This is a genomic window from Magnetococcales bacterium (assembly GCA_015231175.1).
Lineage (GTDB): Bacteria > Pseudomonadota > Magnetococcia > Magnetococcales > DC0425bin3 > HA3dbin3.
In genome coordinates this window covers 19,042-39,363 of the sequence record JADGBZ010000030.1, presented here as the reverse complement: position 1 = coordinate 39,363, position 20,322 = coordinate 19,042, and the positions used below count along the sequence as shown (strand labels likewise).

17 protein-coding genes are annotated in these 20,322 nt (G+C 57.4%); 1 reads left to right on the top strand and 16 read right to left on the bottom strand.

All coding sequences use genetic code 11. The annotated features are described in order from the left end of the window. A partial coding sequence (locus HQL63_08440) for a tetratricopeptide repeat protein (protein ID MBF0176860.1) occupies window positions 1-497 on the top strand: 497 nt, incomplete at its 5' end. 183 nt (window positions 498-680) lie between these two features. Here HQL63_08440 and HQL63_08435 read toward each other — a convergent pair. From HQL63_08435 to nadB, 16 genes are all read right to left on the bottom strand, one after another. Further along, complete coding sequence (locus tag HQL63_08435; GenBank protein ID MBF0176859.1) at window positions 681-1,007, bottom strand: PilZ domain-containing protein; 327 nt, start codon at window positions 1,005-1,007, stop codon at window positions 681-683. Window positions 1,008-1,060: 53 nt separating this feature from the next. Further along, complete coding sequence (locus HQL63_08430) at window positions 1,061-1,867, bottom strand: HAD-IIB family hydrolase (protein MBF0176858.1); 807 nt, start codon at window positions 1,865-1,867, stop codon at window positions 1,061-1,063. Between the two features lie 51 nt (window positions 1,868-1,918). After that, a complete protein-coding gene (locus tag HQL63_08425) occupies window positions 1,919-2,542 on the bottom strand; it encodes an SIS domain-containing protein (GenBank protein MBF0176857.1) in 624 nt (207 codons plus the stop codon). Window positions 2,543-2,599: 57 nt separating this feature from the next. Further along, window positions 2,600-3,838: a hypothetical protein gene (locus tag HQL63_08420; protein MBF0176856.1), complete on the bottom strand. Its 1,239-nt coding sequence runs from the start codon at window positions 3,836-3,838 to the stop codon at window positions 2,600-2,602. Next, the gene (locus HQL63_08415) at window positions 3,825-4,832 is read right to left on the bottom strand and encodes a nucleoid-associated protein (GenBank protein MBF0176855.1); all 1,008 of its coding nucleotides are present in this window, start codon (window positions 4,830-4,832) and stop codon (window positions 3,825-3,827) included. The genes HQL63_08420 and HQL63_08415 overlap by 14 nt, the downstream gene beginning before the upstream one ends. Before the next feature lie 164 nt (window positions 4,833-4,996). Further along, a complete protein-coding gene (locus tag HQL63_08410; protein ID MBF0176854.1) occupies window positions 4,997-6,388 on the bottom strand; it encodes a 2-oxo acid dehydrogenase subunit E2 in 1,392 nt (463 codons plus the stop codon). A 58-nt stretch (window positions 6,389-6,446) separates the two neighbouring features. After that, entirely contained in the window at window positions 6,447-7,274 is an 828-nt protein-coding gene (gene cobA / locus HQL63_08405) for a uroporphyrinogen-III C-methyltransferase (GenBank protein ID MBF0176853.1), read from the bottom strand. Window positions 7,275-7,300: 26 nt separating this feature from the next. Continuing rightward, complete coding sequence (locus tag HQL63_08400) at window positions 7,301-8,263, bottom strand: acetoin utilization protein AcuC (GenBank protein MBF0176852.1); 963 nt, start codon at window positions 8,261-8,263, stop codon at window positions 7,301-7,303. A gap of 7 nt (window positions 8,264-8,270) precedes the next feature. Then, complete coding sequence (locus HQL63_08395) at window positions 8,271-9,035, bottom strand: class I SAM-dependent methyltransferase (protein MBF0176851.1); 765 nt, start codon at window positions 9,033-9,035, stop codon at window positions 8,271-8,273. 316 nt (window positions 9,036-9,351) lie between these two features. Then, complete coding sequence (locus tag HQL63_08390; protein MBF0176850.1) at window positions 9,352-12,225, bottom strand: hypothetical protein; 2,874 nt, start codon at window positions 12,223-12,225, stop codon at window positions 9,352-9,354. A 248-nt stretch (window positions 12,226-12,473) separates the two neighbouring features. Beyond that, complete coding sequence (locus HQL63_08385) at window positions 12,474-12,803, bottom strand: hypothetical protein (protein ID MBF0176849.1); 330 nt, start codon at window positions 12,801-12,803, stop codon at window positions 12,474-12,476. Window positions 12,804-12,845: 42 nt separating this feature from the next. Then, complete coding sequence (locus tag HQL63_08380; protein ID MBF0176848.1) at window positions 12,846-13,340, bottom strand: chemotaxis protein CheX; 495 nt, start codon at window positions 13,338-13,340, stop codon at window positions 12,846-12,848. Between the two features lie 6 nt (window positions 13,341-13,346). After that, window positions 13,347-15,080, bottom strand: a complete 1,734-nt coding sequence (locus HQL63_08375) for a proline--tRNA ligase (GenBank protein ID MBF0176847.1) — start codon at window positions 15,078-15,080, stop codon at window positions 13,347-13,349. A 6-nt stretch (window positions 15,081-15,086) separates the two neighbouring features. Beyond that, window positions 15,087-15,914 (bottom strand): GTP cyclohydrolase I FolE2, encoded by an 828-nt coding sequence (locus tag HQL63_08370; protein ID MBF0176846.1) that lies wholly within the window; start codon window positions 15,912-15,914, stop codon window positions 15,087-15,089. Between the two features lie 201 nt (window positions 15,915-16,115). After that, window positions 16,116-18,428 carry an SEL1-like repeat protein gene (locus tag HQL63_08365; protein ID MBF0176845.1) on the bottom strand — a complete coding sequence of 771 codons (2,313 nt, stop codon included), beginning with the start codon at window positions 18,426-18,428 and terminating at the stop codon, window positions 16,116-16,118. Window positions 18,429-18,478: 50 nt separating this feature from the next. Then, window positions 18,479-20,104: an L-aspartate oxidase gene (gene nadB / locus HQL63_08360; GenBank protein ID MBF0176844.1), complete on the bottom strand. Its 1,626-nt coding sequence runs from the start codon at window positions 20,102-20,104 to the stop codon at window positions 18,479-18,481. Window positions 20,105-20,322 lie beyond the last annotated feature (218 nt).

The following is a 20,322-nucleotide window of genomic DNA, read 5'->3' as shown; positions in this document are numbered from 1 at the left end:
GGACACCGAACATCCACGATAGCCATCATACCCTCCTTGGCAAATGGAACACCCTTGCGGATTCTACTCGATCAACCAAACAGATGCACTACTCTTCTCTGAACAACCTGTCCAATGGGTTGAGTGATCTTGGCCGCCGCGAGGAGGCGTTGGTTGCGATTGCGGAGGCCGTTGGGATACGGCGTGATTTATCTGCTTCCCGTCCTGCTGCGTTTTTGCCTGATTTGGCTTCTTCTCTGAACAACCAGTCCAGTTGGTTGAGTGATCTTGGCCGTCGCGAGGAAGCTGTGAAAGCAGCCGAGGAGGCGGTATTGACGCTGTGGCCGTACTTCAAGCGGTGGCCGGAGGCGTTTGGGGGGAAGATGCAGATGATGCGTCGGAAGTATGGGGAGTATTTACGGGAGGTTGGGCGCGGGCCAGAAGCAAAAATTGTGTCAATACTGCAAGAAATAGATCAAGCCTTGGCCGAATGGGAGGAGACCGGTTCTCCATCTTGAACGTTGCCCTTGCGGGCGGCTTGGCGGGGCGCTGCCCCGGACCCCGCAGGAAAAAAATGGGGGGGGGCGTACAAAGAACACCAGGCGGGGCGCTGCCCCGGACCCCGCAAGGGCGCTGCCCTTGACCCGCCAGGGAGCCAGCCCCCTGGACCCCAATTCATTTTTTTTGTCCTCCGATTCCCCCTACCAAATCAAGGCAATCCCCTTCTTCGTCGCCCGCACCACCCGACAAGAAAACTCAATCGACTGCTCACCCTCGGGAAAAACCAGGAGAGCCTTCTCCCCGGCATGTACAACATCCGAAAAATGCACCAAAAGACTGCCCGCATCCTGCATGGGAATCATGAACAACCCATTCAGGCTGGCGTTCCGGGAATAACCCGAAAGACGCAGCCCGGCCTCGGTCACCAAAGTAACCGGATGAAAAAAACCATAACGAGCATTCCGGCGTCGGTCCACGGAGTCGGCGCGCCCATTCTGACGACGCTCCTCTTCAACCGGACTCGCCAAAACCAAATCCCAAAGCGTGTTGCTCCACGTAGGCATACGCCGACCCGCTTTCGTCAAAACCACGCGGCAGCATGAGGGTGATAATGCACCACACCCTCAAGAATGCCGGCAGCATAGTTGCCGTTCAAACCCCGCAATCCCCCACAGGCCAAATACAAGGCGTCGGCATGGTGGTCGATCCGGGTCCGCTCCATCGCCTCCCGGCGCACACCCTCCTGGGCATTGGCGACCAGTACGGATGGGAGAGGACTGCACAACACATCCAAATCATTGCCGCTGTCTCCGGCAAACACCATCTCCCCAGCCGCAAAACCCAACTGCTGCATGAGAAACAAAATGGCATGCAACTTGGACGACCCCTCCGGCATGATGTCCAACATGCCGATATGATCCAGATCGTCAATACTCCACACAATCGAGGTGCGAATACCCCGGGGATGCAGCGTGGCCTGAATCTTTGCACGCAAGGCAGCAGCATCGGCGGTTGGATCGGCATGATAACTGAGTTTGTGGGTGTTCTGGTTGGCCTCCGGCTGCTTCCAAATCCCCGATATGCCCCGGAGCAAAGGCTCGATATCCCAACTGCTCAACCCCTGCCAGGCTGGTGCAATGGTCCCGTTCCAGGCCTCCCAGGGGTGCCAGGATATATCTTCGATCCGAAAAATGGTGGCCCCCACATCACAAATCGCATAATCCGGCGGCGGCACGCCATACTCGGCCACCGCCTCCATCATCTGCGCCCGGTTGCGCCCGCTCACATAGGCCAAAGTGACCTCCGGGCGACTGACCAGGGCACGGAACAAATCACGCACCCCGGGCAACTCCGGCGGATGACCATTGGGCAAAAGCGTCCGGTCCATGTCGGTACAAAGCAAAAGACGGTTGGGCTGGGTCACGTTCAAAACTTTCTCTCAAAACTTTCTCTTGGCCACGGTTTCCGGGTTCATGTGCCACTGACGGATAAATTGCGCCAGAATATGCATAATGGCCTGATGCGCATCCTCGACAATACCATAGTTTGCGACCGGGATGTGAAGGTTGAAATCGGCAAGCTGGGCACTGCGCCCCCCGGCAAAGCCGGTCAAGGCCATGGTGGTCACGGCATGCTCCCGCGCCCACTGCACCGCCCGAACAATATTTTCCGAATCGCCCGAAGCGCTTATGGTGAGCAAAACATCCTGCGGCGCAGCCAGGGAAGCCAACTGGTAGACAAAAACATCCGCATAGGAGATGTCGTTGGCAATGGCTGTGATGATCTCCAGATTGGTGCTCAGGCTGATTACCTTGGGAAGCAGCCCAGTGTCGGTGCGGACTCCTTTCAGGTGGTCACAAAGCAGATGGTTGGAGATGGCCGCAGAGCCGCCGTTGCCACAGACAAACAGCTTCCCCCCGCGTCGGTAAAGTCCGACCAGGGTATCACAGACGCGGCTCAGGGTGGCCTGATCGAGCAGATGCAGACCGTGCAGCAATGCCTGAACATATTCTTGAAAATAGGTATCGACCTTGTCGTGGCGGTGGGTGGGGCAGGTTGTCATGGGCGAGGTGTCCTATGAATCTGGGAGTTGGGGTCCAGGGGCTGGTGACCGGATGGGTCAGACGCAGATTTTGCTTGCGAGAATAATCTGGACCTTGAACAATAAGCGGTAGGATAATTCATAAATAACTTTTAAATCGGTGTAATATAAAAATATACCTAAACTAACAAAAAATACAAACCATACAGAAAAAATAAACCACGTAAGAAGGGAATTTTGTCTCTGATAACGCTTTTCTAATTCCTCATAATGCTCTCTTAATTTATCAAAAAATGCGGAAAAGTTTTCTTTCAATCTAGACTCTTGCAAGCGTGCTTCGCTACGAATGGCTTCTAATGTGTGCCTCTGATTAAATAACAGGATAGTCATGAGAAAGGAAAAGATAAATACACTTGTTAGAATAAGAACATTTTGTAAGATTGCTTCGGGCTTTCTCTCCATTTTCAGGCCAGACAACACCAAAGAAACAGGGACAACAAGAATTTTATTATGGATTTCAGATATTACTTTATTGTATTCGCTTAAAAATTTTAACTTTCTCTCTTCCAACTCATTGCGAATTTTTTCAAAAGAAAATCCACTAACCGCAACGTGAAACCGGTCTTGCATGGCTTGGACGATCTCATCCAAGTGGCGCAAGAGGTAAGGGAATCTTTCTTGTGTAGGTATGCTTCTGAGTCGTTCCAAAAAAACAGATTTTAGTATACGTTTGCGTTCTTCTTTGTGCGCATCATCTTTCAAAAAATCTTGGAAAACATTAAATGGGAGTTCATCAATAAGTAATGACTTGTCGTATTTTATTGGCAATTCGAGCTTTTCTGAGTCCAAAAAAATGAGATTCATACTGTGTGGTTCACGAATCGAGTGGTCGCAAGCTTTTTCCAAGGCGCTTGCCAAATCCACAACATGGAAATATGTTTGTATTTCTGCTGGTGTGTTATCGTCTTTCAACCAATAGTCGACGCATCCTATGTAGAACTCCCCGGGTGGAGCAAAAATATGATCGTGACTCTTTAAAAAATCATCCATATCCTCAGCAAAATAACTGCCACGTCTTTTGTCTACGACAAGAGAGATGCTTGCATTGCAGCCTGACTTGATTTTTTCAGGGAGATATACCCCGTTAGCATCCACATCATCCAGGATCCCCGATTGATCTAATTCTAAAAATAAAGCATAATTAGCATCGTCTAAGAAAAACACCCCCGTCGGATGTCCTTTATCCCATTGGACATTTTGTAGAGCCCGCACCCCTCGGACCATTAGGGCGAATTTTTGTGCATCAGAATCGCTCATTGCTGTCGTTTTCCAATTGCTGACGCAGGCCTACCGGAATATCGAGAAAAGTTAATATTCCGTCCTTGTATTGCACCTTGTTTCCCAACATTTCCATGGGAAAAGAAATGCTGATATCTCCATTATATTTAATATACTTAAGACGCCTCAATGCCTCTCGGTCAGGGTTGAAACCGTCATCAATCGCATACTTTTCGGAGTTTGCTATGATCAGGAATCGATCTGGATCGTCAGGGTCAATATGCCTGGCCAAACTTTCCAGGTAGACGGGCTCGCCTTTTATTCTTCGTTCTTCACAATAACAGAAAACATCTTTTTTTAACTTCTGAATGTCAGTATCGCCAAACCCTCTTTGATTACAGTAATCTTTGACTGCTTGCAATAAATTTCTGGTTTGAGTTTTAGGGTTAGTGATATCATTACATCCTATAAATTCAATAAAGTATCGTGCCACATCATCTGCCCCCCGACCTTTTACAGCAGAGAGATATTTTACATCATGTTCGGATGCTCTGATGAACGAATAGTTAACTCGCGCCGCCATGTGAAGTTTAGAGATATCTAAATGGTCAGCCTCTCTTAGGTTTAATGTGTCTCGATCAACACCGGCCCCAAATGTATCGTGAAGGATGACAATAAACAGGTAATCATTTGCGGATTGAGTATAATGAATAAACAGAACGTAACCACCTGTGGCAAAATTAACGCGATCAATAATGACTTTCAAATGGTTCATGGCTTGATGCGTGAAAGAGGTAAAGCTGTCGTTTCCGTTCATGTAATTTGCAAGAAAACCCTGAAAAGGATAGCTTGCCGGATTGTCATGAAACGTCCCATAAATCTTGCCTGTCTTGTCGTTATAGACCTTGAGGATTGCCTCACCCAAATGGTGCAACCGGTTAGTAACCGGTATCGTTGCATGGCGAAGTTGCAATTTAGCCGAGGCGTTTCGGTCCTTCTCGATCAGGTGAACGATGGCCTGATTTATTTCCACGGCTTGCCTCACGGGTTGTTTGAATGTGCCAGAGAGTACCCGCCGAGTCTCTCACATCCCGCCCCACCCCTCACCGTTATTTTTTAGTTTGCCATATGAAAAGAATATCTTACATATATCCGGGCCGTCCAACCCCCGGAGACGAACCGGGGGCGGTACCAGCATCACCCCTCCATCAGCAGCAGCAAGGGTTGTTCCAGGGCCTCCCGAATCCAGCGCAGGAAGCGGGTTCCATCCCCGCCATCGATGAGACGATGGTCGTAGGAGAGGGAGAGGGGTAATACGAGCCGGGGTTGGAAACCACCTTCGCCATACACCGGCTCCATGCGCCCCTGCGAAACCCCCAGGATCGCCACCTCTGGATAGTTGATGATCGGCGTGAACCCGGTGCCGCCTATGCCACCCAGATTGGAGATGGTGAAGCAACCGCCCTGCATCTCTTCCGGCTTCAACTTGCGCGCCCGGGCGCGTGCGGACAACTCGGCCAACTCCGTGGCGATACGGGTCAGATTTTTTTGCCCGGCATCCCGCAACACCGGCACCAGAAGGCCGTGGGGGGTATCGACGGCAATGCCGATGTGGATGTAGTGTTTGCGGACGATCTCCTGCCGGGTCATATCCACAGCGGCATTGAAGTTGGGAAACAGGCGCAAAGCCGTGGCAACCACCTTGACCAGGATGGCCGTCAGGGTGAGGGAGACGCCCTCGCGCCTGCTCAGATCAGCGGACAACTTTTTGCGCACGGCCTCCAGATCGGTGATATCGGCACGATCATGACCCGTGACCTGGGGGATGGTGTTCCACGTCGCCGCCAGATGTGTGGCCGTGGTGCGCCGCACGTTGCTCATGGGTTCCGAGGTCACCACGCCCCAACGGGAAAAATCCGGCAACGGCCCGTGGCGGGGAAAGGTTGGATCGGCATGGCCGGTGACAAGGGAGGCAGGGGCGGAGGCGGATGGGCGCTGCATGGTGCGGCGGACGTGTTGCCGTACATCCGCCAGCGTGATGCGGCCATGCGGCCCGCTGCCTGCCACCTCCCGGATGTCAACCCCCAGCTCCCGCGCCTCCCGACGTACCGAAGGGGAAGCCGGGACCGGACCACGATACAAGCCCGGTGCTGCGTTGCCCTTTGCCGGGGCAGCAGGGGTGGACCCCCCCGTGGCGGTGGCAGGCGCAGGCGGGAGAGCGCTCGGAGTGGCGGGGAGAGAGGGGGGGAGTGCGGGAGGGGAATGGACAGGAACAGACGAAGGAACAGGCTCCGGTGATTGCGCCGCAGCCGGGGCAGCCGGGACAGGGACAGAAGGGGCGAGAGATTCCGCCAGGGGCTCCACCTGCAAGATGGCCTGTCCGACCTGAATCTTGGTACCGGGTTTGACCAGAATCTCCAGCACGGTACCGCTCAGATTGGCGGGTACTTCGATGACGGCCTTGTCGGTCTCGACCTCCAGCACCGGATCCCCGGGGGCGATCCGGTCGCCGACGGCGACCGTCACCCGGACCAGATCGCCACCGTGAATGTTCTCCCCAAGTTCGGGTAAATGAAATGTCGTGGGCATGGGCGGCGTTTCCTTGCTGTGCGGCTTGGACCGACCCGGACGGGAGATGCGGCGTCGGTCAGGTTGGGTCTGGTCTTGCCAGGTGGTGATCGGCGAACCAACCCAGTGATTTTCGGAAGTTGACCACATCACCAATGACGATGATGGCCGGGGGCTTCATGTCGAGCGCGACAATGTCCTGGTAGGCATCCTTGAGGGTGGTGACGAGGGTGGATTGCCTCGGGGTGGTGGCCCAGCGGATAAAAGCGACCGGCGTTTCTGGAGATCGACCGCCACGGACAAGGGCTTCGGCGATGAAACCAATGTTTTTCATGGCCATATAGAGAACCATGACCGGAAACAACTGTCCGATGGCCTCCCAGTCGGTGGTCGAGGAGGGAGATCCGTCGGCGGGCTGCTCCTCCATTTGCTCATGACCGGTAAAAAATCCGACGTTGGCGTTGATGCCCCGATGGGTGAGGGGGATGCCGGCATAGGCTGGACCAGCAACCCCGGCGGTGATCCCCGGAATGATCCGAAAAGGGATGCTCTCCCGCACGAGGCAACAGGCCTCTTCGCCACCGCGTCCGAACATGAAAGGATCACCCCCCTTGAGCCGGACCACCCGCTTGTTTTCGCGGGCAAGTTGCACCAACGTTTCGGAGATGTCCGTCTGTTTCGCCGAGGGACGGCCACCGCGCTTGCCGGCAAAGATGGCCTCGCGGTTTGGGGGGATCAAGGCGAGAATTTCCGGAGAGACCAAGGCATCGTAGACGACGCAGTCGGCGCTCTGGATGGCCTTGAGGGCGCCAAGCGTCAACAGATCGGGATCTCCGGGACCGGCGCCTACCAACACGACAGACCCGCGTGGGAAAGAGGTTTCCGATACGTCGGCGGGATGGCTCATGGCATGAAAGGGTCGCTCGGAGAGTTTCAGGTGGTACGGACAGGTGTTTCCAACATCGCCTGGAGCACAGCGCTCCACCCCTGGCCAATGTTGCGGAGGTTATATCCCCCGCCACCGACACCGATCACGCGACCGTGACCGAACTCTTCGGCCAGTTTGCACAGGGAAGTTGCCGCATGGGCGTGGGGGGCCAGAGAGTAGCGCATGTGGGTGATCGGGTCGCCGTCGATGGAGTCGGCGCCACATTGCAGGATGATAAACTCCGGCTTGCTGTCGCGAAGCAGGGCCTCCACCCTGGGCCAGGCCTGGAAAAAATTGTCATCGTTGGCGAGGGGCGGAAGGGGAATGTTCAACTTGGTGCCAGCCGCTGCGCCCTTGCCAGTTTCGTGGGCATGGCCGGTGCCGGGGTAGAGAAACTGGCCATCCTCGTGCAGGTCGGCAAAAATGAGGTCGGGATCGGCCTCGAACGGATAGAAGACCCCATCCCCGTGGTGGGCATCGATATCCACATAGGCGATACGCTGCAAGCCAAACTTTTCCCGCAACACCATGATGGCCACGCCAGGGTCGTTGAAGACGCAAAACCCGCCGGCGCGTTCTGGCCGGGCATGGTGCAACCCGGCGATGGGGATGAACCCACGGCGGAACTGCCCCCGCATGATCTGCTCCACAGCGGCGAGGGTCGAACCCACCACATAAGAGGCCGCTTCGTAGACACCAACAAAAGCCGGCGTATCGCCATAATCCAGGTAGCCCTTGCCGGTGACCGATTGACGGGCGACCTGTTCGACGTAAGCAGGCTGATGGAAAAGTTCGATGGTCTCACGGCTGGCCAGAACGGGCTCCTGAACCGAGGCGCGCAGGTGCAGACCCTGGCGTTGAGCCTCGTTCCAAAAGGCATCCAACCGCTGCGGGCCGAATGGGTGACCGTCGCCGAAGCCGTAGCGACCGAGTTGATCACCGACGTATACACAAACGGGGGTATCCATGGGACGTCTACCGGGTGATGACCAGTTTTTGGTAAAGACCTCCGAAGTAGGTCTCTTTGTGGATACCACGGATGGGCATATCCCTGGGGATCCAGTCGGTGATCTCCTGCCGCCACATCTCCATGGCGAAGGGTTCCAGAGTGGTCAGAATGGGGATCATGACATACCGGAAGGGGTTGATCGGACTGGGCCCATGGTAATCCATGAAAATCACCTTACCCTCTGGACGGGTGACCCGCAAGGCCTCGTGAACCGTGCGGATGCGCGCTTCGGACGGCTGCTCGTGGAGGAGAAAGAAGACCACCACATGATCGAAACTGCCATCGGCAAAGGAGAGGGATGTCGAATCCTGATGATGAAGCCTGACCCGGGGAGAGTCTCCCAGTTTGCGCGCCAGATTTTCCAACTGCACCGGGGCGACATCCACCACATCCAGGGTGGCGTCCGGGGCGAGGCGACGGGCCACCTCCTGGGTGAAGTCACCATAAACACACGCCACTTGCAGGGTTTGGCCGGGAATCGAGCTGCCAATCTCCGCGAGAGCGGCGTTGCGCAGATCGACAAAATTTCCCCACAGGATCATGTTGACGATCCACTGTCGCTCGAAGAAGCGCACACCGGTCGGGTGCAGATAGGCCCACCAGTAGGTATCTTGTAAATATTTCGGCAGTTCTACATTCTTGGAGACGCAAAACGCCGACGGGGCATTTTCCGAACCCCCGGGAAGTGTCAAACTGGACCCGGACAGTTCCAGGGCGGTCGGTTCATTCATCAATAAATCCCCATTTCGTATGCAAATGTTGCACGCCGCCGGCTCTTGTCGAACAGGAGGCACCACGGAGTTCCTTGATTCAATAAAGTCACAAACCCGACAGCGTCCCCCTGTGGCGAGGGCTGAACAACCAGACATGGCGAACGGCGCAACCTCCCCGACCAGAACGGCGCAACCTCCCCGACCATCTGGCAACACAACCCGAAAACACAACCAATCGACCGGAGGGAACCATGTGGTTTTAGTGGAGATGAGTCCACATTGCAACAGGCAGCCGTCAAGGTAAGCGTATTTTCGTCACGTATCTGGAGAGATGTCATGCCAGTCGGATGGACTCCTGGTGGAGTATGGCCTCCGGTCGTTTGTGGATCTGGTCCACCGATTCGGCCAGGGCGATTTCAATCTGGTTGGGGTCAACAGCCCGAACAAACAGGCGTTTGTCATCGCTGCCGGGGGGCAGGCGAAGGACTTTTTCCTGGATCTCCCGGGCGCCCCGGCGCAGGGTGCCAAAGGCGGCCTGGGGGGAGGTGGTCAGGAGCAACACGAAGGCGCCCCGGGTGGGTGTGCCCAACTCGGACCAGACATGGTAGGGCGTGTTTTGTTTGAGCACCGTCTGAAACATGCCTTCCTTCAGACGGCCAACAAAATAGCGGAATGGGGCCTCCCCGGGAAGATTGTCGGTGTCGGGACCGAGGGCAAGCAGAGTCTCACCAGGGATCAGCTTCAACAGGCCAATCGCCACACCGGTTTTGGCCGTGGGACTGTAGGGGTTGTCGAGATCCCCCTGGGGGGGACGGTGGACGATGAAGCGGCTGAAGGGAATCCCCTGACGTATCCTGTCGAGGGTGGCATTTTTCTTGATGCCGTGCATGGGGGGTTCCCACTTGAACATGCGCTCCTGGAGAATGGTGGCAAAGAGGGCCTGGACGAGCAGGGAACGGCTGGAGTTGCCGGCTTGCAGAATATGAACCTCCCGTGGTTGCGCCTCCCGGCTGGCAAAGGCCTGGGTCATGGCCATGAAAAAACGCTCGATGCCCTTGCCGACCCGCTGGACCAGAAAATGATTCAAACGGTTGCGATCCACGAGCAGCCGGATCTGCACCCGCTCCCGGTCCCGATCGAGCAGCTCCACATCGATCGGGAAAACGGGCTCTTCGCCCTGAAAGCAATCCGTTGCAGGATCCATGTGCAGATCGTCGTCGATGATGGACTGGTTCAATAGATCACCGACGGTGTCGGAGAGGCGACGTGGCCGCACCTGGCCGGATTGGGGATCGCCGGTCTCTTCCACAGCGACCCGCCATTGAAAGTTTTCCCATACTGGACGGACCTTGGCCATCATCAGGGCCATGTTGGTGCGGGCGACGTGGGAGTGATCCAGGAAAGGTTCGTGGCCAGGAAAAAGCTCCGCCTCCGGCGGGAGGGAGAAAGGGATGTGGTGTTCCCGGCAGATCTCCAGATTATCCAGAAAAGTAAGATAGACCAGATTGGCAACGAGATTTTCGCCACCCAGGTACATGTCGCCGCTGGCGCCAAAGTGTTTGATGACCCGTTCGTAGCCGTGGTGTTTCTCTTCGGGGGTGGGGTGGCGATAGATGCCAAAATCAAAATCGGTGCTGCCACCGCCAAAATCGAACACGGCATAGGCGGCCCCGTCGGCGGTGGGTTCGATGTGCAGCTCTTCCAGGGCACAGGCGGCGTAGGCGGCAGGTTCGGAGGCCTCTTCCTGGACACGAAAGTGGGCCATTTTCCGGCTTGGCAGCAGGGAGAGGGGGAGGCTGCGTTGCAAACCCCGGGCGAAGGCGATCAAAATCTGCTGGCGTGCCGCCCGGGGATAGGTGATGGGAAAGGTCATGAAATAGTTGAGGAACAAACCATTGGCCCGATGGTTGATGAACAACCCGAGATAGTAGGCGTAGAGCTCGATGGGGTCGAACGGGTCGTCCTCGGCCACGGTGATGGGTTCACCCGCCACGGGCATGGGGTTGCCGGTGGGGGAGAGGAGTATTTCCGTCTCGGTGGTCTGGTCGGTGATGCGCAGAGCGTGGTCACTGCCCACGGTCAAGGGCCACTGCTTGATGCCGGTCAGGACGCTGGCAACGATGCGTTGGTTGGCCTCATTGGCACGCAGCAGATTGCGCGCGGCGTGGGAAAAGTGAAAATCCTCCCAGCGGGTGAGGGGGCGGTAGGCATCTGCGTTCCAGGAGCGAAGCAGGTTGGGGAGATGAATGAAGGCCAGTACCGTGGGGTTCTGGTAATCCTCGGGAGTCGGTTTGCGAAAAAAATCCACCATGCCGACCCGCAGCAAACGGGTCTTGCCATGTTCCCGACAGGCCACCACTGTAGAGGAGGTGCCAAAATCGATGGCCACCACCCCTTCGCGCATATCCAGTTCGGGATTGCGGGCCTCCCAGGGGGTTTCCAGGTGGACCTCGACCCAGTTGCCCATCGGAGGTTTTTGGGGGTGGTGAAGCTCCCACAAACCTTTGCCCATGTCGATGAGGGTGGAGGGTTCCAGAACAGGCAGCCGCGCCCGAATGTAGTCCCCCTCCAGGAGGTGTTGTTGCAGGGCGCTCAGGGAGGGGGGAGGGGCTTGCGGATTTTCCCCGCTCTTGCTCAGCGCCATGGTGAGGTCATAGAGCTGTTGAAGTTTTTCCCTTACCCCGTCGATCCCCTGGGGAATCAGGCCGTGGGCGACGATGAAGGCGAAAATGTCGCGTTGCGCCACACGATGCAGGGGAAGGATGGGATTTTTCCCCGGGGCCGTGCCCACCGTGCCGCTCCCCATGTGGATGGCCAGATATCCCTTGCTGTCGGCGGCAGGGGTCGCAGAGAGAAAACAGGCCTCCCGGAGTTTGCCGGATTGGAAAAGGCTCTCGCCGACCAGAGATTGAAGTTGCTCCAGGGTGGGCATTTCCCAATTCTGCAAGGTATATACCTTGAGCTTGGAGACATACTTGAACATCTCTTCTGCGTCGGCGTGAAAATCATAGAGCAGCCACAGGCAATTCAGTTTGTTGTCAAAATAAAAGAGGGGCTGTTTTTCAAAGGTGACGAAGCGTTGGGCCTGTAAAAGTTGCAGAGTGGATTGGCGCAAGGCACGTAATTGCTTTTTGGCAGCATCATCGACCTTGGGCTGAAGCTGGGGAACGAGTCGCTCCTGTTGGAACCAGATTTTTGTCACCTTCATGGCTGTCTCTCTACCCCTGCGACCATCGTGTTCTTGTCATCCGGCCCCTTTTCTGACAAATGCGATAACGATTCACCACCCGGCCACGCATCGGGATCCAGGGGGCTGGCTGCCTGGCAGGGCCTGAGACGGTGTCCTGGTGGGGTTCGGGGCGAAGCCCTGACAAAGGCCTTCATACCCAGGCTTTTCTTGCAAGGGCGCTGAATCGTTGTTCATATCCAGGCTTTTCTTGCAAGGCCGATGAATAGTTATTTTGAATCAGCTGTTTGTATTCGGTCAATCTCTGCCTGGATCATGGGTTCGGCCACTTCCGGGAGGCGTTGCCGGACCATACGGCAGGTTGTCTCCCAGGCCACCTGCCGGATGCGCGGGGCAAAGGCCTGATAGAGCGCCGAAGCGAGGAGCGTCTCTTCCTCCTGGAAGCGGGCGAGTTCGCTGCGGACCTGCTGCTCAATCACCTGCGGCATGAGTTTGCGCACCATCTCCCGGGCCAGGTTTTGGGCCAGAGAGCGCACTGCCGGCGCCAGGGAGGTACGCAGGGACTCCTTCAGGCTGTCATCGTGTGGTGCGTGGCGCATGCGGATTCCCCTCTGGAAGACGTTGACGATCGCCCGGCAACCCTACGAAGAGGCCGGTTCGTCACATTTGTAAAAAATTTCCGTAAAAAACGTCTGCCCATCCATGGAAAAAAGCTGACTGACGCAGGCATGCTGCTCATCGCGAGCCACCACGGCATGGTTGTGGCCGGAGACCACCACCGGGGGGGACATGCTGATGGAGCCCAAGGTCGGTTCCATCCGGGTTTGGACCCCACCGCCGATGATGTTGCATATTTCGGAGAAGGAGTCCTCCAGGTCCGGGTCCATGTAGGGCCTCTCCTCACCGATCAGGGTGGAGGCCAACGCAAGGACGCTCTTGGCAGGCCCGGAGAGGCACAGGCTGCCCTGAATGGCACCGCTGTAACTCACCACGGCACTGAAATCCACCGGTTGCTCCAGGGGAGAAAACTGTCCATCGCCAGGGATGATTTCGCGGGACAACATGGTCTCCGCAAGCTCCTGGACCGCTTCCTTCAAGGCTGCACTGAATTGATCGGCCAACACGCTCTTCTCCATTATCCGTCAGGTTATCTCCGCATGTTTCAGGTCGGCAAGTCGCTGCGCCAACCTGGCGGACATTTCTGCGGGGGGCACCCGTTCCGGCTCCCCGCCCCGTCGGGACTGCAATTCAAAGTGGCCTTCCTTGAGACTGCGCCCCCCCACCAGGACACGGAATGGAATGCCCAACAAATCCGCATCCTTGAATTTGACGCCGATGCGTTCGTCCCGGTCATCCAGCAGGGTCTCCAGCCCCGTGCGACGCAGGTCGGCGTAAAGAGCTTCGGCAGCGGCGGCGGCCTGGGCATCTTTGGGGTTGACCAACAAAATCTCCACGGCAAACGGGGCCAGGGCAACCGGCCAGACGATGCCGTTGTCGTCATGGTTTTGCTCGATGGCCGCCGCAACGATACGCGATACCCCGATCCCGTAGCAACCCATGATGGGGTGCTGCTCCCGCCCATCATGGTCCAGCACCCGCACATTCATGGCCTGGGAATATTTGTAGCCAAGTTTGAAAACGTGCCCCACCTCGATGCCCCGATCCCGGCTCAGGGTACCCTGCGGGCAACGGGGGCAGGGATCGCCAACCTCGACCTGCCGCAAATCGGCAAACGCGGGCGCCGGCAGATCCCGCAACCAGTTGACGCCGGTCAGGTGCCATCCGTCGCGATTGGCGCCGCACACCATGTTGCAGGCATCCTGCAAGGCGACATCCGCCACCACGCGCACGCGCTCCGACATACCCACCGGACCCAGCGAACCAACCGGCAACCCGAGTTCAGCTTGTATGCGTTCAGGGGCAGGCAGGGTCAGGGGTCCGCCAATCACTTGGGATGCCTTGATCTCGTTCAACTCATGGTCACCGCGCAGAAGCAACAGCACCCACTCACCGGCATCATTCAAAACCAGCAGCGACTTGACGGTCCGGTGCTTCGGCACGGCAAGAAACTCTGCCACCTGATCGATGGTTTTGCGTCCGGGCGTGGCGACTTCAGCCCGTGGCTGGGGCGTTTCACCTGCACCCATGGGGGGCAACGACGCCGACTGGGCCTTTTCCAGGTTGGCCGCGTAACCGCAATGGGAACAGGAAGCGATGATATCCTCGCCCGAATCGGCCAAAACGTGAAACTCATGGGAACTGGCCCCGCCGATTGCCCCGGTGTCGGCCTCCACAGCTCGAAAGCGCAGGCCACAACGCCGGAATATGCGCTCGTAGGCGGCAAACATTCCTTGATAACTGCGATCGAGGCCCGCAGAGTCGATATCGAAGGAGTAGGCATCCTTCATCAAAAACTCCCGCCCCCGCATGACACCAAAACGCGGGCGGATTTCATCACGAAATTTGGTCTGGATCTGATAAAAATTGACCGGAAGCTGCTTGTAGGATTTGATCTCGCGCCGCACCAGATCGGTCACCACCTCTTCGTGGGTGGGGCCAAAACAGTAGGGCCGGTCATGACGATCCGAGAGACGCAAAAGCTCCTTGCCGTAATGTTGCCAACGGCCCGACTCTTCCCAAAGTTCGGCGGGTTGCACAGCCGGCATGAGAATCTCCTGGGCGCCGGCGGCATCCATCTCCTGACGCACAATGTTCTCCACCTGGCGCAGCACCCGCAAACCCAGGGGAAGCCAGTTGTAAATGCCTGCGGTCAAAGGCCGGATCAACCCCGCTCGCAACATAAAGCGGTGGGAAACCACATGGGCCTCGACAGGGTTTTCCTTCAGGGTGGGGATCAGAGAGAGATTGAAGCGCATACCGAATCAACTTTCCTGTTGGCGACCTTCGATGAAGGCATAGGCGGAGTGGTTGTGGATCGACTCAAAATTTTCCGACGCGACAGTGTACCAGGAAATGCGCGCATCTTCCGACAAATCTGCCGCCACCGAACGCACCATATCCTCGACAAAGCGTGGATTCTCATAGGCCCGTTCGGTCACATGTTTTTCGTCAGGACGCTTGAGGATGGCATAAAGCTCGCACGAGGCGTTTCTCTCCACCAACTCGATCACCTCCTCCACCCAGATAAACTCTCGGGTGCGCAAGGTCACCGTCACATGGGAGCGTTGATTGTGCGCTCCATAGCGGGAAATTTCCTTGGAACAGGGGCAGAGGGAGGTTACCGGAACTTCCACCCCCAGAGTCAATTGAAAGCCGTGGTGGTCCAGGAGACCCGAAAAACGCACCTGATAATCCATCAGGGCTTCGGAACCGCTGACGGGAGCCGCCTTGCGTATGAAATAGGGAAAATCGAGGTCCATGTGGGCCTCTTCAGCACGTAGATGACTGCGGATTTTTTGCAGGAGAACCGGCAGGCTCTCCACCGAAATGGCCCGGTCATGTTCCGCCAACACCTCCAGGAAGCGGGACATGTGCGTCCCCTTGAACTGGTGGGGGAGATTGACAAACATGTTGATGGTGGCAATGGTGTGCTGACTCCCCTGGCTGCGGTCCTTGACGACGATGGGATAGCGAATATTTTTCACCCCCACCTTGTCGATGGCCAAATGCCGCTCATCCCTCTGGGATTGGACATCGGAGAGGGCGCCAGGGCAGAGGGCGGACGGTTCATCGGACAGGTCGTTCAACATGGTAACTATTCAGCACCCCTTCATAAAAAAGCCTGGATATGAAAGCCTTTATCAGAGCTTCGCCCCGAACCCCACCAGGACTCTGTCCTGGACCTGCCAGGGGGCCAAGCCCCCTGGACCCCGGTGCGTTGCCGGGTGGTGAATCGTGACTCAACATGCAGCCTTTTCCCATGGTGACCACGGTTGCATGGCCACCCGGGTCTAATGGGCGACAAACTGTTCCAGATTGTCCCGTGCCGCCTGATCGCCATTCTCAGCCGCCTTTTGCATCCAAAAGGCGGACTCTTTGAGATCATGTTCCGGGATATCCTTGGCCGCCAGCAACAACCCAAGGTTGTATTGAGCGGTCACATCCCCCTGCAAAGCCGCCTTGCGATACCAGCGCATGGCCCGGCTCTTATCAACCAGGGTTCCTATACCACGCGACAGTAAAAATCCCAAGCCACTTTGGGCGGCAGTGGAACCCCGTTGGGCAAGACGCAAAAAAACGCGGAAGGCACGTTGCGTTTCTCCTTCGGCCAAAATTTCCCGGGCCATTCGCAACCCTTCCGCCAGATCTCTGGCCACGAACAAATCCTGGGGATCCTCACACCCGGCCAACGCAACATACTCCTCCCAGGTCATCTCTGGATAATATTTTTGCTGCAAACCCTGCGCGAGTTCGACATCGGTCAGATCATCGTAGAATCCTGGATAGCTGGCCCGGTAGTCGAGCAGGGATACAAAATGGTGGCCAGGATGCTTCGGATCGAGCCCCAACTGACGAAAATAGGTCTCCCGTGGCATATGGCGGTAATAACGACGATGCAACCCGGCGGCCAACTGCTGATCGGTCAGGTGGTCGTAAAGACCGGGATACTGGCGACGATACGCATCCAGGGGAACAACGGGCATATCGACACCGGCCTGCTGCGGCGTGCCGGTCGCCTGTTGTGGAGTGCCCGCAACCAAGCTGGTTCCTTCCGGCTTGACCGGAGGTGACCGACCAGATCCTTCCGGCTTGACCAGAGGTGACTGGTTACCGAGCGTTGGGGCAGACAAGCCTGGGTTCGCCGACTGGTCCGCAGGCTTGGAAACGGCCTCACCTGTCCGGGCAGGGATCCGGGGGGCTTGTTGGTCACGCATCTCCGTCGCTGTGGGCCTGGAGGCCGGAGGGTGCAAGGGCTCTCCGGAAGAGCTTTGCTTGGCCGGGTTGGCCGACTGGTCCGCAGGTTTGGGAACGGCCTCACCTGTCCGGGCAGGGATCCGGGGGGCTTGTTGGTCACGCACCTCCGTCGATGTGGGCCTGGAGGCCGGAGGGTGCAAGGGCTCTCCGGAAGAGCTTTGCGCCGAAGAGGCGCCGCTCAGGTGACTTGCCTCTACAGGATGGTTTCGGTCCGGGGTTTGTGGGTTGCCCTGCCCTTGAGCAACCTGGCGGAGTTGTGGGTCCAATCGGTCCGGGGGTTGCGGGTTGCCCTGTCCCTGAGCAGCCTGGCGGAGTTGTGGGTCCAGCATGTTGGCCATCTTTTGCAGATCCATTCCCTGGGTGGTTTGGGTTCCCAGGGAGGTGGCAATCTGGTTGAGGTCGACACCTTCCGGTGACTGCTCGACAGCGCCAAACCGGGCTGGATCGATGGGTCCGGTTTGGACGGGGAGCCCGCTCAACATCTTCCCGGGGTCGACGGGAGACCCTTGACCCGGGGCAGCGGACATCTGGGAAGCCACCCCCTGTATCAATTTACCCATGACCTCCGGATTCATTTGACTCATGACCGCTTTGGCGACCGATCCTGCCACCGCTCCGGCAATCTGTCCCATGGGGCTGCCTCCGCCGGATGCTCCAGGCAGGGAGGGGGGGGCGGAAGACCCTTTGGCAGGGGAGACAACAGCGGGGGGAGGCGCAGCCTCGCTATCTCGGGCCGGGATCTCCGTATGGGAGGATGGTGTGGCATCGCCCTTTTCGCCGTCTTCTGGAGCCTTGGCGGTCGTTGCCGACGAGACAACGGAAGCGGGCGATTCCTGGGTGGCCGGTACGGGAGAAGGGCGTGCCTTCAAATAAAGAGACAGGCCAAAAAGCACCCCGACCAGCAGCGTTGTCCCCAAGGCAACCTTCAGGAGCGGTTTGGGACGCAACAAGCCCTTGACCTGCAACTTGCGCAGCAGAAATGCAAGTTTATCCTTGGGTGTAAGGGCGAGCCTGGCTTGGATGGCAGGCAACACCTCGTTTTTGACGAAGGCAGCCTCATACTGGTCGGAGAGGCGAATGTGGATCGCATCCCGATGGGTTCTCAGCTTCAGATGAAGGGGAAATATCTCTTCAAGGCTGGTGATGGCATCGAGGTCGTAACGTGTGGCCAAAAACTCCTCCCCGACCAGGGAGACCAGGATGCAACTGAAATCCGTGGCGACCAGGATCAGTTGACGCAGGGCATTTTGATCCTCCGGCAACCCGCTGCCCAAGGTTTCCAGGGTGTACAAAACCTTCTCGCCCTCATAAAGGACGGCATGCCAGGCCGGGCGTTTGATCTCATCCATGGATACCTCTTCGGATGAACGAAGCACGCCGGGATGTCACTCCCGGAACATTACGGGATGGGCAGGAGGGTATCCTTGAGCCAGTTGCGATCATCCTTTTGGGGATGATGGGCCGTGAAGTGCAGACCCCGGCTCTCCCGCCGCCAGATGGCCGAACGGATGATGAGCGAGGCAACCACGGAGATATCACGCAACTCCAAAAGATTACGAGATATGCGGCAATTCCAGTAATATTCGTTGATCTCGCGCAGAAGCATTTCGATACGGCGGCGGGCCCTGGCCAGGCGATGTTCGGATCGCACGATGCCAACGTAGTTCCACATGCACCGGCGTATCTCATCCCAATTGTGGGAGATGAGGATCTCTTCGTCACAGGTTCCGGTGTCATAACTCTCCCACATGGGCAACGCGGGTGCCGGGGTGCGCGGCAACTCCTGGCGCTTGCGCAGGATGTCCCTGTTGACGGCATCGGAGAAGACCAGACACTCCAGGAGGGAGTTTGAAGCCAGGCGGTTGGCGCCATGCAGACCGGTATGGCTGACTTCACCGATGGCATAGAGGTTTTCAATATCGGTTTGTCCGCGCAGGTCGGTCACCACACCGCCACAGACATAGTGGGCAGCGGGCACGACGGGTATGGGTTCCTTGTCGATCCGGATACCCAGGGAGGCGCATTTTTCCATGATGTTGGGGAAGTGCTCCAGCAGAAACGCCTCACCTTTGTGGGTGATGTCCAAGAAGACGCAATCATCTCCGGTGCGTTTCATTTCAAAGTCGATGGCCCGGGCGACGATATCCCTGGGCGCCAACTCCTTTCTGGGGTGGTGGGCCTCCATGAAGGGTTCGCCATTTTGCCGGATCAGGATCCCCCCTTCACCACGCACGGCCTCCGAGATGAGGAAGGATTTTGCCAGGGGGTGGTAGAGACAGGTCGGATGAAACTGGATGAACTCCATGTTGGCCACCCGGCAGCCGGCGCGATAGGCCATGGCGATGCCGCCGCCGGTAGCGGTATCCGGGTTGGAGGTGTAGAGGTAGACTTTGCCGGCCCCGCCTGTGGCGAGGATCGTAAAATCCGCCTGAAACGTGTGAATGGCCCCGGTGGGAATTTCCAGGGCGTGGCAACCATGACACCGGTCCGGGCGATTGGGGATCATCCGGCCCATTTTGTGGTCGGTCAGCAAATCGATGGCAACGTGATGGGACATGATAGTGATGCGGGGGTGGCAGCCGGCTCGTTCGAGCAGGGTTTTGATCACCGCCTGGCCAGTCGCATCCGCCGAGTGGATCACCCGACGGGCCGAGTGTCCCCCTTCCCGGGTCAGGTGGTACCCTTCCGGGGAACGGGTGAAAGAAACCCCCAAATCGATCAGGTGTTGGATGGCCTTGGCGCCGTTTTCGACCACGAAGCGAACCGTGTCGGAGTGGCACAGACCTGCGCCGGCCACCAGGGTGTCCCTGACATGCGACTCCAGGTCATCGTCGGGGGCCAACACGGCGGCGATGCCCCCCTGGGCGTGGAAGCTGTTCGACTCGGATGGCTCACCTTTGGTTAAAACGATCACCTGACCATGTTCTGCCAGATGCAGGGCCAGGTCGAGTCCGGCCACCCCACTGCCGATGATCAGGAAATCCGTTTCAATCAGGCGTCTGGTTGCGGATATGTCGTTTGCCATGTTTGGTTTCCAGTTGACGTTGCCTGGATGGGGAAAATCACCCCCATCCGATGACCATGAATGCCCTTGCGCAACTTCCCTGTCGAACAGAAACTCCGCTGTTGTAGCAGGGAGCAACCTGCGGGTCCAGTCTCCATGCACGTTCATCGTTGCCGTCGAGGGCGCTGGCCAAGTGCATGCATCTGCCAAAAACCGGAAGAGAAAAAACTTGACTACAA

Excerpts from the sequence above, each read along its gene's own strand:
- HQL63_08430 (MBF0176858.1), bottom strand. The coding sequence starts at position 1,867 with ATGGACCGGACGCTTTTGCCCAATGGTCATCCGCCGGAGTTGCCCGGG.
- HQL63_08425 (MBF0176857.1), bottom strand. The coding sequence starts at position 2,542 with ATGACAACCTGCCCCACCCACCGCCACGACAAGGTCGATACCTATTTT.
- HQL63_08420 (MBF0176856.1), bottom strand. The coding sequence starts at position 3,838 with ATGAGCGATTCTGATGCACAAAAATTCGCCCTAATGGTCCGAGGGGTG.
- HQL63_08410 (MBF0176854.1), bottom strand. The coding sequence starts at position 6,388 with ATGCCCACGACATTTCATTTACCCGAACTTGGGGAGAACATTCACGGT.
- cobA (MBF0176853.1), bottom strand. The coding sequence starts at position 7,274 with ATGAGCCATCCCGCCGACGTATCGGAAACCTCTTTCCCACGCGGGTCT.
- HQL63_08400 (MBF0176852.1), bottom strand. The coding sequence starts at position 8,263 with ATGGATACCCCCGTTTGTGTATACGTCGGTGATCAACTCGGTCGCTAC.
- HQL63_08395 (MBF0176851.1), bottom strand. The coding sequence starts at position 9,035 with ATGAATGAACCGACCGCCCTGGAACTGTCCGGGTCCAGTTTGACACTT.
- HQL63_08390 (MBF0176850.1), bottom strand. The coding sequence starts at position 12,225 with ATGAAGGTGACAAAAATCTGGTTCCAACAGGAGCGACTCGTTCCCCAG.
- HQL63_08385 (MBF0176849.1), bottom strand. The coding sequence starts at position 12,803 with ATGCGCCACGCACCACACGATGACAGCCTGAAGGAGTCCCTGCGTACC.
- HQL63_08380 (MBF0176848.1), bottom strand. The coding sequence starts at position 13,340 with ATGGAGAAGAGCGTGTTGGCCGATCAATTCAGTGCAGCCTTGAAGGAA.
- HQL63_08375 (MBF0176847.1), bottom strand. The coding sequence starts at position 15,080 with ATGCGCTTCAATCTCTCTCTGATCCCCACCCTGAAGGAAAACCCTGTC.
- HQL63_08370 (MBF0176846.1), bottom strand. The coding sequence starts at position 15,914 with ATGTTGAACGACCTGTCCGATGAACCGTCCGCCCTCTGCCCTGGCGCC.
- HQL63_08365 (MBF0176845.1), bottom strand. The coding sequence starts at position 18,428 with ATGGATGAGATCAAACGCCCGGCCTGGCATGCCGTCCTTTATGAGGGC.
- nadB (MBF0176844.1), bottom strand. The coding sequence starts at position 20,104 with ATGGCAAACGACATATCCGCAACCAGACGCCTGATTGAAACGGATTTC.